Consider the following 16910-nt stretch of genomic DNA (forward strand, 5'->3'; position numbering starts at 1 on the left):
GATAAGTACGGACTCCCCAGGGCGTGTTGCGGACTGCGAGCCTCGCGGCATGACTTCCGATTCCGTCAACTCGCCCGCCAAGGTGCGTTTCACCACGCGCCAGTGGCTCATCATCACCTTGCTGTGCGGCGCGCAGTTCATGCTCGCGCTGGACTTCTCCATCCTCAGCGTCGCGCTTCCCGTCCTCGGCGAGGACCTCGGCTTCGCCCTGAGCGACCTGCAGTGGGTCGTCACCGCGTTCGCCCTGCCGTCCGGCGGTCTGCTGCTGCTCTTCGGCCGTGCCGCCGACCTGTACGGCCGTCGCAACTGGTTCGTCGCCGGCATGGTCCTGTTCGCGGTGGCCTCGCTGGTCGGCGGCCTCGCCCCCACCCCCGGCGTCCTGCTCGGGGCTCGCGCGGCCCAGGGAGTCGCGGCCGCCATGCTGACCCCGGCGGCGATGTCCCTGCTGACCACCAACTTCGCCGAGGGGCCGCAGCGCGCCCGCGCCCTGGGCATCAACGGTGCCCTGCTGTCGCTCGGCTTCCTGTCGGGCGTGGTGATGGGTGGTGTCATCACCGATCTGACCAGCTGGCGCGTGACGCTCTTCATCAGCGTCCCGGTCGGCATCGCGGCCGCGATCGCCGCCCCGATCCTGATCAAGGAGAGCCGCAACGAGGAGACCCCGAAGCTGGACGTCCTCGGCGCGGTGACCGTCACCGGCGGCCTGCTCTCGGTCATCTACGGCATCACCTCCGCCGAGCGCAACGGCTGGAGCTCCGGCATGACCCTGGGCGCGCTCGCGGCCGGCGCCGTGCTGCTGGTCGCCTTCTTCGCCGTCGAGTCACGCGTCGCCGCGCCGCTCGTCGATCTGGGAGTGCTGCGCCGACGTACCGTCAGCTGGGGCAACGCCACGGGTCTGGTCACCTTCGCGATGATGACCGGCATGGTCTTCCTGCTCACGCTGTACATGCAGCAGGTGCGGGGGATGACCCCGCTCGACGCCGGCTTCGCGTTCGCCGCGCTCGGTGTCGCGGCCGTCCTCGGCGGCGCCTTCGCGGCCAGGATCATCGGGAAGATCGGCGTCCACCGGGCGCTCGTGTACGGCCTGCTCCTGCAGGCGGCGAGCACGGCCGCGCTCTTCTTCCTCGACACCGACGGCGGCATGCTGCTGCTGCTCGTGGCCACCGCGACGGGCGGCTTCGGCCACCTCCTGGCGGTCGTCGGCTACATGATCACCGCCACCTCGGGTCTGCCGGACCACGAGCAGGGCCTGGCGACCGGTCTCGCCTACACCGGCCAGCAGCTCGGCGTCACGGTGGGCACCCCGGTCCTGGCCACGGTCGCCGCCTCCGGCATCGCCTCCTCCGGCGGCAGCGGCCCGGCCGCCGTCCTCAACGGCGTACAGGGCGGCCTGCTGACCGCCGCGACCGCGCTGCTCGTCGCCGGCCTCGCCGCCATCGCGTTCCTGCGCCCCGGGCGGAGCGCCGCGGCCGCCACCGCCTCGGGCGCCGGTGAGCCGGTCGCGGCCGACGCACGCTGAGGAAACGTAAGCAGGACGAGAGGACGACCATCCGCATGCGTACGCGCTACCTGGGCCGCACCGGCCTGCAGGTCTCCGAGATCTGCCTCGGCACCATGACGTTCGGCGGCCGGCACGGCTTCCAGCACATGGGGCAGCTCAACACCATCGAAGCCCGACGGCTCGTCCATCTCTGCATGGACGCGGGCGTGAACTTCTTCGACACCGCCGACATGTACTCCGCCGGCCAGTCGGAGGAGGTCCTGGGCGGGGCCCTCTCCGGCCGGCGCGACGACGCGATCATCGCGACGAAGGTGCGCTGGCAGATGCCGGACGGCAAGGGCGGCCCGAACGACCGCGGTCTGTCCCGGCATCACATCGTGCGCTCGGTCGAGGCCAGTCTGCGCCGCCTGGGCACCGACTACATCGACCTCTACCAGACGCACGGCTGGGACGGCCGCACACCGTGGGAGGAGACCCTGCGGGCGCTGGACGACCTCGTACGGGCCGGCAAGGTCCGCTACGTCGGCGCGTCGAACCTGACGTCCTGGCAGCTCACCCGAGCCCTGGCCACCAGCGAGCAGCGGGGCCTGGAGCGGTTCGCCTCGCACCAGATCCAGTACAGTCTGGCCGCCCGCGAGGTCGAGTGGGAGCTGCTGCCGATGGCCGAGGCCGAGGGGGTGGGCGTCATGGTGTGGAGCCCGCTGGCGGGCGGTCTGCTCAGCGGCCACCAGGAGCGGGACGCCACGCCACCGCCGGGTACGCGGCGGGCGGTGGGCTGGTTCGAGCCGGTCGACCCCGAGCGTACGTTCGACACCATCGACGTACTGCGCAAGATCGCCGACGAGCGGGCGGTGTCCCCGGCCCAGGTCGCGCTGCGCTGGGTGCTGGAGCGGCGCGGCGTCACCTCGGTCGTCATCGGCGCCCGCAACGAGCGGCAACTCGCCGACAACCTGGCCGCCACCCGCTGGTCGCTCACGCCCGAGGAGCGCACCGCCCTGGACGAGACGAGCGCGCCGCCCCTGCCGTACCCGTACTGGCACCAGGACTACTGCGACGCCGACCGGCTCAAGGAGGACACCACGGGCTGACCGATCAGCGGGTGAGGGGCGCCGCCCCGTCGCCGGCAGGAGCGGGTGCGTGGCGAGCGATGAGTTCTCGGGACGCCGGGGGTCTACCGAAGAACGAACAAGGGGAGACCACCGGCCCCGGCACGCCGCCGATCCAAGGAGCACCGCATGAGCCACGACGACCCCGACCCGACCCCCCTCGACCTCACCCCCCAGACCCATGTCATCGCCCGCCTCGCCGGAGCCGTCCGCGACGACCAGCTCTCCGAGCCCACCCCGTGCCCGGAGTACGCCGTGCACCACCTCCTCGGGCATCTGCTCGGGCTGACCATCGCCTTCCGTGACGCGGGCCGGAAGGACCTGGGTCCCACGACGGACACCGACCCGCAGGCGGCGGTGCCGGACATCGGGCCGGGCTGGCGCGAGGAGCTGCCTCAGGTGCTCGACGAGCTCGCCGAGGCCTGGCGCGACCCGGCCGCCTGGACGGGTGAGACCCGGGCGGGCGGGGTGTCGCTGCCTGGGGCCGTCGCCGGTGCCGTGGCGGTGGACGAGCTGGTCGTGCACGGCTGGGACCTCGCCCGGGCCACCGGGCAGGCGTACGAACCCGATCCGGCGGCTCTCGCGGCGACGCACTCCTTCCTCGCCGCGGCGGTCGACGACCCCGGGCGCGGTGAGATCTTCGGCCCCGTGGTGCCGGTGCCGGACGACGCGCCGCTGCTGGACCGGGTGATCGGTTTGAGCGGACGTGATCCGTTCTGGAAGCCCTAGGGACCCAAAAGCCGTAGGTTCCGCAAGCCGGAGGAGCGTCCACGAGACAGAACGCTCAAACGCGGCGCGCGCCCCCGCCCGCGTCCGTACGCTCCCGAACATGCCCCTGAGCCTCACCGTCCTCGGCACCGCCTCACCGCACCCCGGCCCGGGGCGGCCCGCCTCCGGCTATCTGCTGCGCGGCGGGGGCGCCGAGGTATGGGTGGACGCGGGGTTCGGGACGTTCGCCGAGTTGCAGCGGCACACGGACCCCACCCGGCTCACCGCGATCTGGATCTCCCATCTGCACGCGGACCACAGCGCGGATCTGGTGGCCGCGATGTACGGCTTCGCCTACGGCGGCCTCACCCTGCCGGCACCGCTGCCCGTCTACGCGCCCGGCGACTGCGCGGAGCGGCTCGCGGGGTTCTTCGGGCGGTCGGACACGGCTTTCCTGAGCGGGGTGTTCGACTTCCGGCCCCTGTACGACGGCCACACGGTCCGGCACTGGAATCTCATCCTCACCGCCCGGGCCGTCGTCCACGACGGGGAGGCGTACGGGCTGCGCGCCGAGTGCCAGGGGCGGGTGTTCGCGTACTCGGGGGACAGTGGTCCGTGCGAGGCGCTGTCCCTGCTCGCCGGCAGCGCCGACCTGTTCCTGTGCGAGGCGGACGTCGACACACATCGCGAAGGCGAACCCCGGGTGCATCTCACGCCGGAGGAGGCCGGGACGTACGCCAAGGGCGCGAGCCGGCTGCTCATCACGCATGTGGGGCCCACGCTGACGCCCGAGGGGGCGACCGGGCGGGCGGCCGTGGTCTTCGGGGGTCCCACCGAGAGCGCGCGTGAGGGCGACACCAAGATCGTGTGACGGCAACCACACATTCTTTTGCCAGAAGCATTGACGAAACACGGGGCCCCTCCTACCTTCAACGCGTCGTACTTCGTACGTCATATATGAGACGCGATATGGGAGATCCCATACGTGAGATCGCATACGTGAGATCCCATACGCAGATCGAGAGGCGCGCATGACCTCTGTGCCCATGCCGATCCCGTCCCGCACGCAGTTCGTGCTGGAGGGGATCAAGCACCGCATCCTCACCGGGCAGTTGACGCCGGGTCAGGCCCTGGTCGAGACCGAGCTGGCCGCGCAGTTCGGGGTGTCCAAGACGCCCGTGCGTGAGGCGCTCAAGACGTTGGCCGGGACCGGGCTCGTCGTGATGAACCAGTACAAGGGCGTCACGGTGCGCATGGTGGACGCGGACATGGCGCGCGAGGTCTACGACGTACGGCTGCTCCTGGAGCCGGAGGCCCTGCGGCGCTCGGTGCGCCGCGGTACCTCGTGGAACGCGGCGAGTGACGCGCTGGCCAGGGCCGACGAGGCCACGGACACCGCCGAACGGTCGCTGGCCAACCGGGAGTTCCACCGCGCGCTGTATGTGCCGTGCGGCAATCCGCTGCTCGGCCGGATGCTCGACGAGGTACGCGACCAGGCGGCGCTGGTCTCGGCCGTCGCCTGGGCCGCCGACCCCTCCTGGGAACGGGAGGCCGCCGAGCACCGGGAGATCCTGCGGCTCGCCCTCGACCAAGACGCCGACGGCGCGGCCGCCGCCCTGCACGCGCACATCGCCTCGTTCGTCGAACGGGCCTTTCCCGGGGCCCGCGAGGCGGAGGAAGCCGGGAACACCCGCCAGACCTAGGGCGCCCGCGAGCCCGACGACCCGCACGGCCCGCGCAGCCCAGCAAGCCCCCGAGTCCACGAGGCCCAGTGAGCCGCGAAGCCCCATGAGCCACGAAGCCCCCCAGGCCGAGAGGCCCCATGGGTGGCGCAGCCCGACAGCCTCCGCAGTCCTCGAAGAGGAAGGTCATCAATGAGCAGCGTGACGTTCGAGACCCAACGGACGGCTCTGGCCGACGTGGTGGCCATCCCGGTGACGCCGTTCGCCGAGGACGGCACCGTCGACCAGGGCGCCCACCGGGCCCTGCTGCGTCGGCTGCTCGACGGCGGGATCACCACCCTCACCCCGAACGGCAACACCGGTGAGTTCTACGCCCTCACCCCCGAAGAGCGCCGTCTGGTCACGGAGTTGACCATGGACGAGGCCGGCGACCGGGCCGTGCTCCTGGTCGGCGTCGGACACGACGTGCCGACCGCGATCGCCTCCGCCGAGCACGCCCGCGAGGCCGGCGCACAGATGGTGATGGTCCATCAGCCCGTCCACCCCTACGTCTCGCAGAGCGGCTGGGTCGACTACCACCGGGCGATCGCCGAGGCCGTGCCCGAGCTCGGGGTCGTGCCCTACATCCGCAACGCGCAGCTCACCGGCGCCCGTCTCGCCGAACTCGCCGACACCTGCCCGAACGTGATCGGGGTCAAATACGCCGTCCCGGACGCCGCGCGCTTCGCCGCCTTCGCCCGCGACGCCGGGCTGGAACGCTTCGTCTGGGTGGCCGGGCTCGCCGAACCGTACGCGCCCTCCTACTTCTCGGCCGGCGCCACCGGCTTCACCTCGGGTCTGGTGAACGTCGCCCCGGCCGTCTCGCTGAACATGATCGAAGCGCTTCGATCGGGTGACTTCCCGGGCGCCATGAAGGTCTGGGAGCAGATCCGCCGCTTCGAGGAGCTGCGCGCCGCCAACGGCTCCGCCAACAACGTGACCGTCGTCAAGGAGGCCCTCGCCTCCCTCGGCCTCTGCCGCCGCGACGTCCGGGCCCCCAGCAGGCAGCTGCCCGAGGACGAACGCGCCGAGGTCGCCGCCATAGCCGCCGGGTGGTCGATGTGAAGAAGCCGGAAGAACTCAGAAGCCACCAGTGGTACGGCACCGACGGCCTACGCTCCTTCAGCCACCGCGCCCGCACCCGTCAGCTCGGCTACCTCCCCGAGGAGCACCTCGGCAAGCCGGTCATCGCGATCCTCAACACCTGGTCGGACATCAACCCCTGTCATGTGCACCTCCGTGATCGCGCGCAGGCGGTCAAGCGGGGCGTGTGGCAGGCCGGCGGTTTCCCGCTGGAGTTCCCGGTGTCGACGCTGAGCGAGACCTTCCAGAAGCCGACCCCGATGCTCTACCGCAACATGCTCGCGATGGAGACCGAGGAGCTGCTGCGCTCGTACCCGGTCGACGGGGCCGTGCTGATGGGCGGTTGCGACAAGTCCACGCCCGCGCTCCTCATGGGGGCGGCCAGCGTCGACCTGCCGACCGTGTTCGTGCCGGCCGGGCCCATGCTGCCGGGGCACTGGCGCAACGAGGTCCTCGGCTCCGGCACCGACATGTGGAAGTACTGGGACGACAAGCGCGCCGGGCTCATCGGCGACTGCGAGATGACCGAGCTGGAGTCCGGGCTCGCCCGCTCACCCGGTCACTGCATGACGATGGGTACGGCGTCCACGCTCACCGCCGCCGCCGAGGCGCTGGGAGTCACGGTCCCGGGCGCGTCCAGCATCCCGGCCGTCGACTCCGGGCACGACCGCATGGCTGCCGCCGCCGGGCTCAGGATCGTCGAACTGGTCCACAAGGACCGGAAGTTGAGCGACATCCTCACCGGCGAGGCCTTCGAGGACGCCGTCACCACCGTCCTCGGACTCGGCGGCTCGACCAACGCGGTCATCCACCTCATCGCCATGGCCGGCCGCGCGGGCGTCAAGCTCACCCTCGACGACTTCGACCGCATCGCCCGTACGGTCCCGGTGCTGGCCAACGTCCGGCCCGGCGGCCAGAGGTACCTGATGGAGGACTTCCACTTCGCGGGCGGCCTCCCCGGGTTCCTGTCCCGGATCACCGACCTGCTCCACCTGGACCGGCCGACCGTCTCCTGCGACACGATGCGCGAGCAGCTCGACGGCGCGCTCGTCCACGACGACGACGTGATCCGGACCCGGGACAACCCGGTCGCCACCGAGGGCGGAGTCGCCGTCCTGCGCGGCAACCTCTGCCCGGACGGCGCGGTCATCAAGCACATCTCGGCCGAGCCGCACCTGCTCAAGCACACGGGTCCGGCGGTCGTCTTCGACGACTACCGGACGATGCAGCGGACCATCAACGACCCGTCCCTCGACATCACCGCCGACAGCGTGCTCGTGCTGCGCAACGCCGGACCCAAGGGCGGCCCGGGCATGCCCGAGTACGGGATGCTGCCCATCCCCGACCATCTGCTGAAGCAGGGCGTACGGGACATGGTGCGGATCTCCGACGCCCGGATGAGCGGGACGAGTTACGGCGCCTGCGTCCTGCACGTGGCGCCCGAGTCGTACGTCGGCGGACCGCTCGCCCTGGTGCGCACCGGCGACTCGATCACCCTCGACGTCGACCAGCGCATGCTTCGAGTCAACGTGGACGACGAGGAGTTGGAGCGCCGCCGGGCGGAGTGGACACCACCGCCCACCCGCTACGAGCGCGGCTACGGCGCGCTCTACAACGACCAGATCACCCAGGCGGACACCGGCTGCGACTTCGAGTTCCTGGCCAGACCGGGCAAGGTCCCGGACCCGTACGCCGGGTGACGAAGGCACCCCGGGTTGTTTAAGGGGCGCGGGGAACTGCGCGACAAGCCACAACGCACCCGCATCCGCCAACGCACCACAAGTGGCACCCCGTACCGCGCAATCCAGCACACCCACGCAGATCGAGAAAGCGCTTCCTGCACGACAACGCACCACGACGTACCCAGAAACGGAGCCCCAGTCATGGCCCAAGCCGCAGCCGTGGCGAAACCCCCCGCGCCACCCCGGCGGAGCCGTGCGCGGCGCCGTGCCTCCGCGACCCCGCGCAGGCTGCCCTACCTGTTGATCGCCCCGGCCGCCCTGCTCATGCTGGGCTTCATCGCCTACCCGGTCATCAGCGTCTTCTACTACAGCCTGCAGCACTACAACCCCACCAAGCCCTGGCGGAACGGCTTCGCCGGCTTCGACAACTTCGTCCACGCCTTCACCGAGGACCCGCTGTTCTGGGACACCCTGGTGTTCAGCGCCAAGTGGGTGGTCGTCGAGGTCTCGCTCCAACTGCTGTTCGGTCTCGCCCTCGCGCTCATCGTCAACCAGACGTTCGTCGGGCGAGCCCTGGGCCGCGCGCTGGTCTTCTCGCCCTGGGCCGTCTCCGGGGTGCTGACCTCCGCGATCTGGGTGCTGCTCTACAACTCCCAGACGGGCATCACCCGTTACCTCGCGGACATGGGCATCGGTGAGTACGGCACCAGCTGGCTCTCCGACACCTCCACCGTCTTCTCGGCGGCCGTCGTCGCCGACCTGTGGCGCGGTGTCCCCTTCTTCGCGATCCTCATCCTCGCCGACCTCCAGTCCATCTCGAAGGACCTGTACGAGGCCGCCGAGGTCGACGGCGCCAGCCGTGTCCGGCAGTTCCTGCACATCACACTGCCGCACCTGAAGGACGCGATCATCCTCTCCACGCTGCTGCGCGCGGTGTGGGAGTTCAACAACGTCGACCTGCTCTACACCTTGACGGGTGGCGGACCGGCCGGAGAGACCACGACCCTCCCGCTGTACATCGCCAACACCTCCGTCGACGCCCACAACTTCGGCTACGCGTCCGCCCTGACCACGGTCGCGTTCGTGATCCTGCTCTTCTGCTCGATGGTCTATCTGCGGCTGAGCAAGTTCGGAGGCGAGTCCAAGTGATCACCAAGGACGCCGAGAAGACCGCTCCGATCCGGACCGCGCCCGCGGCCGAGGAGCCCCCGCAGCGACCGGGCAAGGTCCGCCGCGCCTGGGACGAGGTGCCGCGCTGGCAGATCTATCTGCCGCTGTCGATCTACCTCGTCTTCACCCTCGTCCCCTTCTACTGGATCCTGCTCTTCGCGCTGCGCAAGCCCGGCTCGACCTCGCTCGTGCCGTGGCCCATCACGTTCGAGCACTTCGAGAAGGTGTGGAACGAGCGGAGCTTCGGCACCTACTTCCAGAACAGCGTCCTGGTCGGTGTCGCCACCCTGGTGATGACCACGGTCGTCGCGCTGGCCGGCGGCTACGCCCTCGCCCGCTTCGACTTCAAGATCAAGAACGCGTTCATGCTGGCGCTGCTGTGCTCCCAGTTCGTACCGGGCGCACTGCTCCTGGTCCCGCTGTTCCAGATCTTCGCCGAGCTGCAGATGATCAACTCGCTGGGCAGTGTCATCCTCGCCGAGACGGTCTTCCAGCTGCCGCTGTCGATCATCCTGATCAGCAACTTCATCAAGAACGTGCCGTACTCCCTCGAGGAAGCGGCCTGGGTGGACGGCTGCAACCGGTTCACCGCGTTCCGGGTGGTCGTGCTGCCGCTGCTGCGGCCCGGGCTGATCGCCGTCGGCTCCTTCGCCTTCGTGCACTCCTGGAACCACTTCCTGTTCGCCCTGATGTTCCTCAGCAACCAGGACAAGCAGACCATCCCGGTCGGCCTCAACACCCTGCTCAGCGCGGACAGCGTCGACCTGGGCGCGCTGGCGGCCGGCGGCATCATCGCCGCCGTACCGGTGGTCATCGTCTTCGCCTTCATCCAGAAGTGGCTGATCACGGGCTTCAGCGCCGGGGCGGTGAAGGGATGACCATACGGCGGAGAGGGGTTCAACTCGTCGCCCTCGCAGGGATGTTGGGCGTCGCGCTCACCACCCCGGCCGGGGCCGGGTCCCGGGACATCGGCCGGGACACGCTCGCGGCGGACGACGGCTGGGCCGCGGCCGACGGTGGTACCACGGGGGGTTCCACCGCCGACGACGCCCATGTGTTCACCGTACGCACCAGGAGCGAGCTGGTCCGCGCGCTCGACGGCGGCAGCGCCACCCCGAAGATCATCCGGATCGCGGGGACCATCGACGCCAACACCGGCGACGACGGCGAGAGGCTCGACTGCGACGACTACGCGACCGACGGCTACGACCTGAAGGAGTACCTGGCCGCCTACGACCCGCGCACCTGGGGCTCCGCCAAGCCCAGCGGCCCCCAGGAGGAGGCCCGGCAGGCGTCGGCGGCCCAGCAGGCCGAGCGGATCGAGCTGGCCGTCGGCTCCCACACCACCCTCGTCGGACTCGGTTCCTCGGCGGTCCTGAAGGGCGCCGGCCTCCAGCTCAAGGGCGCGGACAACGTGATCATCCGCAACCTCGAACTCCGGGACGCCTACGACTGCTTCCCCGTCTGGCAGCCCAACACCGGCGGCCTCGGCGACTGGAAGACGGCGTACGACAACATCTGGGTGCGCGGCTCCAGCCACGTCTGGATCGACCATGTCACCGTCTCCGACAAGGGACACCCCGACGAGGACGAGCCGACGTACTTCGGCCGCAACTACCTCCGCCACGACGGCCTGCTCGACATCACCAACGCCTCCGACCTGGTCACCGTCTCGTGGAGCCGCTTCGTCGACCACGACAAGGGCATCCTCATCGGCAACGGGGACACGGCCACCGGCGACCGGGGCAAGCTCCGGGTGACCCTGCACCACAACGAGTTCGCAGGCGTCGTGCAGCGCGCGCCGCGCGTCCGCTTCGGGCAGGTGCACCTCTACAACAACCGGTACGTCGTCCCGGACGGCGCCCACGACTACCGTTACTCCCTCGGCGTCTCCACCGAGTCCGCCGTGTACGCCGAGAACAACGCCTTCACCACGCCGGGCCATGTCGAGGCCGCCGACCTGGTGAAGAGCTGGAACGGCACCGCCCTGCACCAGACGGGCACCCTCTTCAACGGCTATCCGGTGGATCTTCTGGCCATTCACAACGCCTACAACTCCGGCAGCGAGCGTGACCTCACGGCCGACGTGGGCTGGACGCCTACCCTGCACCAAAAGATCGACAGCGCCGGGAAGGCCGACCGAGAGGTGGCACGCGGCGCGGGCGCAGGGAGGATCCGATGACCGTCACCCACCACACCCCGCTTCCGCTCGTCCTCGCGGGCGCCCGAGGCCATGGCCGCTGGCATCTGGAGAACATCCGCCGCCTCGCGGACAAGGGGATCGTCCGGCTCGCCGGTATCTGCGAGCTGACCCCGCTGGGCGCGGACGAGATCCCGGACGGCCTCGGCACGCCCGAGCAGTCCGCCGACTTCGGGGCGCTCCTCGACTCGACAGGCGCCGCGATCGCCGTGATCTGCACGCCCATTCCCACCCACACCGACCTGGCCCTGACGGCGGCCGAGCGGGGCGTCCACGTCCTGCTGGAGAAGCCGCCGGCCCCGTCGTACGCCGAGTTCCGCCGGATGGCGGACGGGGTGGCCGCGGCGGGTGTGGTCTGCCAGATCGGCTTCCAGTCGCTGGGCTCGCACGCCGTACCCGCGATCCGGAGGATGGTCGCGGACGGCATGATCGGCGAGGTCGTCGGCATCGGCGGCGCCGGGGCCTGGGCCCGCGCCGAGGCGTACTACCGGCGGGCGCCCTGGGCCGGCAAGCGGCGCCTGAACGGCGTCGACGTGATCGACGGGGTGCTCACCAACCCCCTCGCGCACGCCGTCGCCACCGGGCTCGCGCTCGGCGGCGCCCAGCGTGCCGAGGACGTCACCGCCATCGAGACCGAGCTGCTGCGCGCCAACGACATCGAGTCCGACGACACCTCGTGCGTGCGCGTCACCACCGTCGACGGCGGCCGGATCACCGTCGCCGCCACGCTGTGCGCCGAGCACCCGGACGAGCCGTACAACGTCGTCCACGGCACCAGCGGCCGGATCACCTTCTGGTACAAGCAGGACCGCGTGCTCGTCCAGCGGGCCGGACACGGCCCGGAGGAGATCGAGTACGGCCGCACGGACCTGCTGGAGAACCTCGTCGACCATCTCGTCGACGGCACCGATCTGCTGGTCCCGCCGGACACGACCGGCGCGTTCATGAAGGTCGTCGAGGCGATCCGCGTCGCCCCCGACCCGATCGCGCTCCCGGCCGACGCCTGGCACAAGCTGCCCGACGAGGACCGCCGGGTCGTCGACGGCATCGACGGCCTCGTCGCCGCCTCGGCCGACACCCTCGCCCTCTACTCCGAACTGGGCGCCTCCTGGGCGCTCCCCGGAGCTCCAGCGAAAGAGGTGAGCACGTGATGACGAGCAACGACTCCCTGGTGCTGCGGGTGGCGGGCCGCCCGGTGGGCCGGTACATCACCCGGCCCGAACTGCCGGGCCGGCTCTCCCCGCGCCCCTATCTGCACCCCGTCACGACCCTGTCCGGTACGGCGGTCACCGAGCTGAGCCCCGCGGACCACCTCCACCACCTCGGCGTCGGTGTCGCCGTTCCCGACGTCGAGGGGCACAACTTCTGGGGCGGACGGACCTACGTCCGCGACCAGGGCCCGACCGAGCTCGACAACCACGGCTCCCAGCGCCACATCGCCTTCCAGCTGCGCGACCCCGACGGCTTCGTCGAGGAGCTGCGCTGGGCGGCGTCCGGCACCGAGCTGCTGCGCGAACGCCGTACGGTCGCGGCCACCGAACTCACCGACGCCGCCTGGGCGTTGGACTTCACCTTCTCCCTCACCAACACCACCGGTGAGCCGGTGTCGATCGGCAGCCCCGCCACCAACGGCCGCCCCGGCGCCGCGTACGGCGGCTTCTTCTGGCGGGCCCGCAAGGAGGCCACGGCACCCCGCGTCCTCACCGCCGAGGCGGAGGGAGAAGCGGCGGTCCACGGCAGTCGCGCCGACTGGCTCGCTCTCGTCGGCGGTGACTGGACGCTCGTCTTCGCCGGAGCCACCGACACCACCCGCCGCGACCCGTGGTTCGTGCGCGCCGACGAGTACCCGGGCGTCGGCTCCTCCCTCGCCCCCACCGAGCGCGTCCCGATCGAGCCGGGGGAGACGCTCGTACGCCGGGTCGTCACCGTCGTCGCCGACGGCGCCCTCGACCGGGGCGAGGCGGCGGCCCTCGTCCGCAAGGCGGTGAGCCCGTGAGCGAGATATCCGCCACCACGGCCAGCGCCTCCGCCACCACGGCCAGTGCCTCCGCCCCCACGGCCAGTGCCACCGCCACCGCGCCCGCCTTCTCCGCCGACCAGGGCGACGGCACCTACCGCAATCCGATCCTCGACGCCGACTGGTCCGACCCCGATGTCCTGCGCGTGGCCGACGACTTCTATATGACGGCCTCCAGCTTCGGCCGGGTCCCGGGCCTTCCCCTGCTCCACTCCCGGGACCTGGTCAACTGGACGCTCGTCGGCCACGCGCTCCAACACCTCGAACCGGCTGCCGAGTTCAGGGTTCCGCGTCACGACTGCGGTGTGTGGGCGCCCTCGCTCCGGCATTTCGACGACCGGTTCTGGATCTTCTGGGGCGACCCCGACCACGGCATCTACCAGGTCAACGCCCCCGGCATCAGGGGCCCTTGGACCCGCCCGCACCTGGTCAAGGAGGGCAAGGGACTCATCGACCCCTGCCCGCTGTGGGACGAGGAGACCGGCGAGGCGTACCTCGTGCACGCCTGGGCCAAGTCCCGCTCCGGGATCAAGAACCGGCTCACCGGGCACCGGATGCGGCCCGACGGCACCGGGCTGCTCGACGAGGGCAAGGTGATCGTCGACGCGGACCGGCTCCCCGGCTGGTTCACCCTGGAAGGGCCCAAGCTCTACCGCCACGACGGCTGGTACTGGATCTTCGCCCCCGCCGGGGGAGTGGAGACCGGCTGGCAGGGTGTCTTCCGCTCCCGCGAGTTCTTAGGCCCCTACGAGGAGCGGATCGTCCTGGAGCAGAAGGACACCGAGGTCAACGGCCCGCACCAGGGCGGCTGGGTGCGCACGGCGGCCGGCGAGGACTGGTTCGCGCACTTCCAGCAGCGGGGCGCGTACGGCAGGGTCGTCCACCTCCAGCCGATGCGCTGGGGCCCGGACGGCTGGCCCGTGCTCGGCGATCAGGGTGCCCCCGTCGCCGTCCACCGCAAGCCGGAGCTGCCGCCGCAGCCGCCGGCCGCGCCCGCCACCGACGACGACTTCCCCGGCGGCCGCTTCGGACGCCAGTGGCAGTGGACCGCCAACCCGCAGGACGGCTGGGCCACCCAGCACTCCGGGGACGGGCTGCGGCTCACGTGCGTGCGCTCCGTGCACGCGCACGACCTGCGGAAACTGGCGAATGTGCTCACACAGCGGCTGCCGGGGATCCCGGCCGTCATCGAGGTCGAGCTACGGCTCGACAGCGAGGAGCCGGGGGCACGGGCCGGGCTCGCCGTGCTCGGGGACGCGTTCCGCTGGATCGGACTCCAGCGAGGTGCCGACGGGAGCGTGCACCTCGTCCACCGGTTCGCCGAGACCGTCGCCGAGCGGGAACGGGACGCCGACCACCCCCGCCCGGCGCCCGGAGGGCGGGCCCGGCTGCGGATCGAGACCTCGGCCGGGGCACGCTGCCGCTTCTCCTACGACGTGGGGGAGGGGTGGGAGTCCTCGGGCCAGGTCTTCGCCGCCACCCCCTGGCGCTGGGTCGGCGCCCTGCTCGGCCTCTTCGCGGTCGCGCCCACCGGCGGCGGCCACGCCGGGGCGGCCACGTTCACGCACTTCCGGATCACCCGCTCATAGCTCGACTCACGTCACCCGTACGCCTGTTGGGAGCCGCAATGACGCACCTCCGTAGCAAGCGCTTGCCGAAACGGCCGGGGTCCAGACCGGGCCTGGGCCGGTCCCTGGCCACGGTCGCCGCCCTGGTGGCCTCGCTGGGGCTCGGAGCCATCGCTCCGGCCGACGCGGCACCGGAGACCGCCGGTGCGGTGGGGACGGCCGGGACCGCCGAGACGGCCAGGACTTCCGGACCCCCCGGTGGCTGGAGCGACACACCCCATGGCTTCGCCTCCCTCGACGGCGGTACCACCGGTGGCGCGGGCGGGAAGGTGGTCACGGTCACCGACCAGGCCTCGCTCGCCAGATATGCGTCCGCCGAGGAGCCGTACGTCATCCGGGTGGCCGGCGCGATCGATGTGGCGCCCTTCGGCTCGGACATCGTCGTGACCTCGAACAAGACCATCGTCGGCGTCGGCGGCACCGGTGAGATCGTCCACGGCGAGCTGCATCTCAACCCCGGTACCAGCAACGTCATCATCCGCAATCTGACGATCCGGGACTCCTACGTCGAGGGCGACTGGGACGGCAAGACGACCGACTTCGACGCGATCCAGATGGACACCGTCGACCACGTCTGGATCGACCACAACCGCTTCGAGCACATGGGCGACGGGCTGCTCGACATCCGCAAGGACAGCCGGTACATCACCGTCTCCCACAACCAGTTCAAGAACCACAACAAGGCGTTCGGGATCGGCTGGACGACGAACGTCCGGACCGAGATCACCATCGACCACAACTGGTTCAGCGGCACCAAACAGCGCAACCCGTCGGCCGACAACTGCGCCTACGCGCACCTCTACAACAACTACCTGTCGGCACAGGTGGCCGACGGCGACCCCGTGTGGACGTACGGGAACTGGGCGCGCGGCAAGACGAAGATGGTCATCGAGAACAGCTACTACGACGGTGTCCAGCATCCCTACCAGGCCGACGCCACCGCCGAGTTGGTGCAGCGCGGGTCGATCCTGAAGAACGTCGGCGGACGGCGGGACGCATGGGGCACGGCCTTCGACCCGAAGGACTTCTACGACTACCGTCTCGACCCGGCCGCCGCCGTCCCCGCGCTGGTCACACGCATCTCCGGGCCGCAGCAGCGGATCGGCACCAACACCGTGCTGAACGTCCCCGGTGACTACCCGACCGTGCAGGCCGCCGTCGACGCCGTGCCCGACGGCAACGACGGCACGGTCACCCTCCGCATCGCGCCCGGCACCTACCGCGCGAAGGTCCTCATCCCCGCCACCAAGCCCAACTTGGTGCTGCAGGGGACTGGACAGGATCGCTCGGACACCGTCATCGTCTACGACACGCCCGCCGCGTACGGCGGCTCCAACGGCAGCGCCACCGTGCGGATCCTCGCCAGTGACGTGACCGCCCGCAACCTCACCTTCAGCAACGACTTCGACGAAGCCGCGCACGAGCTGAACGGCGAGCAGGCGCTGGCGGTGAAGACGACCGGTGACCGGATCGTCTTCGAGAACACGGCCTTCCTGGGCAACCAGGACACCCTGATGACCGACAGCCCCAAGCTCGACGTCATCAGCCGGGTCTACATCCGCGACTCGTACATCGAGGGCGATGTCGACTTCATCTACGGCCGCGCCACCACCGTCGTCGAGCGCTCCCTGATCAGGGCGCTCAGCCGGGGCTCGGACACCAACAACGGCTACATCACGGCCGCTTCGACGTGGAAGGACAATCCGTACGGCTTCCTGATCACCAAGTCGAAGGTCGTCAGTGACGCGCCGCCCGGGACCTACCTCCTGGGCCGGCCCTGGCACCCGGGCGGCGAGCCGAACGCCATCGCCCAGGTGCTGTTCCGGGACACCGAGCTGCCCGCCGCGGTCAAGTCGTCGCCGTGGACGGACATGAGCGGCTTCTCGTGGAAGGACGCCCGGTTCACGGAGTACCGGACGTACGGGCCGGGGGCCGGTGTCACGGCCGACCGGCCGCAGCTGGCGGACGCGGACGCCTCGGCGTACACGGTCGCCAGGTACCTCGCGGGGACGGACGGTTGGGCGCCGCATCGCGCTCGCACTCGCACCGACGTGGGCGACGGCCGCTGAGTCCGTCGAGTCCGTCGAGTCCGCT

14 protein-coding genes are annotated in these 16910 nt (G+C 70.7%); all 14 read left to right on the top strand.

Annotated elements, in window-relative coordinates; all coding sequences use genetic code 11:
* Positions 1 to 49: 49 nt before the first annotated feature.
* Positions 50 to 1519, top strand: coding sequence for an MFS transporter (locus JIX56_RS35895; RefSeq protein ID WP_257546806.1), 1470 nt, complete (start codon positions 50 to 52; stop codon positions 1517 to 1519).
* Positions 1520 to 1554: 35 nt separating this feature from the next.
* Positions 1555 to 2589, top strand: a complete 1035-nt coding sequence (locus JIX56_RS35900) for an aldo/keto reductase (RefSeq protein WP_257546808.1) — start codon at positions 1555 to 1557, stop codon at positions 2587 to 2589.
* Positions 2590 to 2736: 147 nt separating this feature from the next.
* Complete coding sequence (locus tag JIX56_RS35905; protein WP_257546810.1) at positions 2737 to 3336, top strand: TIGR03086 family metal-binding protein; 600 nt, start codon at positions 2737 to 2739, stop codon at positions 3334 to 3336.
* A 100-nt stretch (positions 3337 to 3436) separates the two neighbouring features.
* The gene (locus JIX56_RS35910) at positions 3437 to 4186 is read left to right on the top strand and encodes an MBL fold metallo-hydrolase (protein WP_257546812.1); all 750 of its coding nucleotides are present in this window, start codon (positions 3437 to 3439) and stop codon (positions 4184 to 4186) included.
* 160 nt (positions 4187 to 4346) lie between these two features.
* Positions 4347 to 5018 (top strand): GntR family transcriptional regulator, encoded by a 672-nt coding sequence (locus tag JIX56_RS35915; protein ID WP_257546814.1) that lies wholly within the window; start codon positions 4347 to 4349, stop codon positions 5016 to 5018.
* Between the two features lie 171 nt (positions 5019 to 5189).
* Entirely contained in the window at positions 5190 to 6101 is a 912-nt protein-coding gene (locus tag JIX56_RS35920; protein WP_257546816.1) for a dihydrodipicolinate synthase family protein, read from the top strand.
* On the top strand, positions 6089 to 7819 hold the full coding sequence (gene araD / locus JIX56_RS35925; RefSeq protein ID WP_257546818.1) for an L-arabinonate dehydratase: 1731 nt from the start codon (positions 6089 to 6091) through the stop codon (positions 7817 to 7819). The genes JIX56_RS35920 and araD overlap by 13 nt, the downstream gene beginning before the upstream one ends.
* 183 nt (positions 7820 to 8002) lie before the next feature.
* Positions 8003 to 8950 carry a carbohydrate ABC transporter permease gene (locus tag JIX56_RS35930; RefSeq protein ID WP_257546820.1) on the top strand — a complete coding sequence of 316 codons (948 nt, stop codon included), beginning with the start codon at positions 8003 to 8005 and terminating at the stop codon, positions 8948 to 8950.
* Entirely contained in the window at positions 8947 to 9849 is a 903-nt protein-coding gene (locus JIX56_RS35935; protein WP_257546822.1) for a carbohydrate ABC transporter permease, read from the top strand. Before JIX56_RS35930 ends, JIX56_RS35935 begins: the two co-directional genes overlap by 4 nt.
* Positions 9846 to 11153 (top strand): pectate lyase family protein, encoded by a 1308-nt coding sequence (locus JIX56_RS35940; RefSeq protein ID WP_257546823.1) that lies wholly within the window; start codon positions 9846 to 9848, stop codon positions 11151 to 11153. The genes JIX56_RS35935 and JIX56_RS35940 overlap by 4 nt, the downstream gene beginning before the upstream one ends.
* Entirely contained in the window at positions 11150 to 12322 is a 1173-nt protein-coding gene (locus JIX56_RS35945; RefSeq protein ID WP_257546825.1) for a Gfo/Idh/MocA family protein, read from the top strand. Before JIX56_RS35940 ends, JIX56_RS35945 begins: the two co-directional genes overlap by 4 nt.
* Positions 12322 to 13167 carry a PmoA family protein gene (locus JIX56_RS35950; RefSeq protein ID WP_257546827.1) on the top strand — a complete coding sequence of 282 codons (846 nt, stop codon included), beginning with the start codon at positions 12322 to 12324 and terminating at the stop codon, positions 13165 to 13167. The genes JIX56_RS35945 and JIX56_RS35950 overlap by 1 nt, the downstream gene beginning before the upstream one ends.
* Positions 13168 to 13295: 128 nt before the next feature.
* Positions 13296 to 14777 carry a glycoside hydrolase family 43 protein gene (locus JIX56_RS35955; protein ID WP_257551309.1) on the top strand — a complete coding sequence of 494 codons (1482 nt, stop codon included), beginning with the start codon at positions 13296 to 13298 and terminating at the stop codon, positions 14775 to 14777.
* 38 nt (positions 14778 to 14815) lie between these two features.
* Positions 14816 to 16885: a pectinesterase family protein gene (locus tag JIX56_RS35960; RefSeq protein ID WP_257546829.1), complete on the top strand. Its 2070-nt coding sequence runs from the start codon at positions 14816 to 14818 to the stop codon at positions 16883 to 16885.
* Positions 16886 to 16910: the final 25 nt, after the last annotated feature.

This window comes from Streptomyces sp. CA-210063, from assembly GCF_024612015.1.
GTDB lineage: Bacteria > Actinomycetota > Actinomycetes > Streptomycetales > Streptomycetaceae > Streptomyces.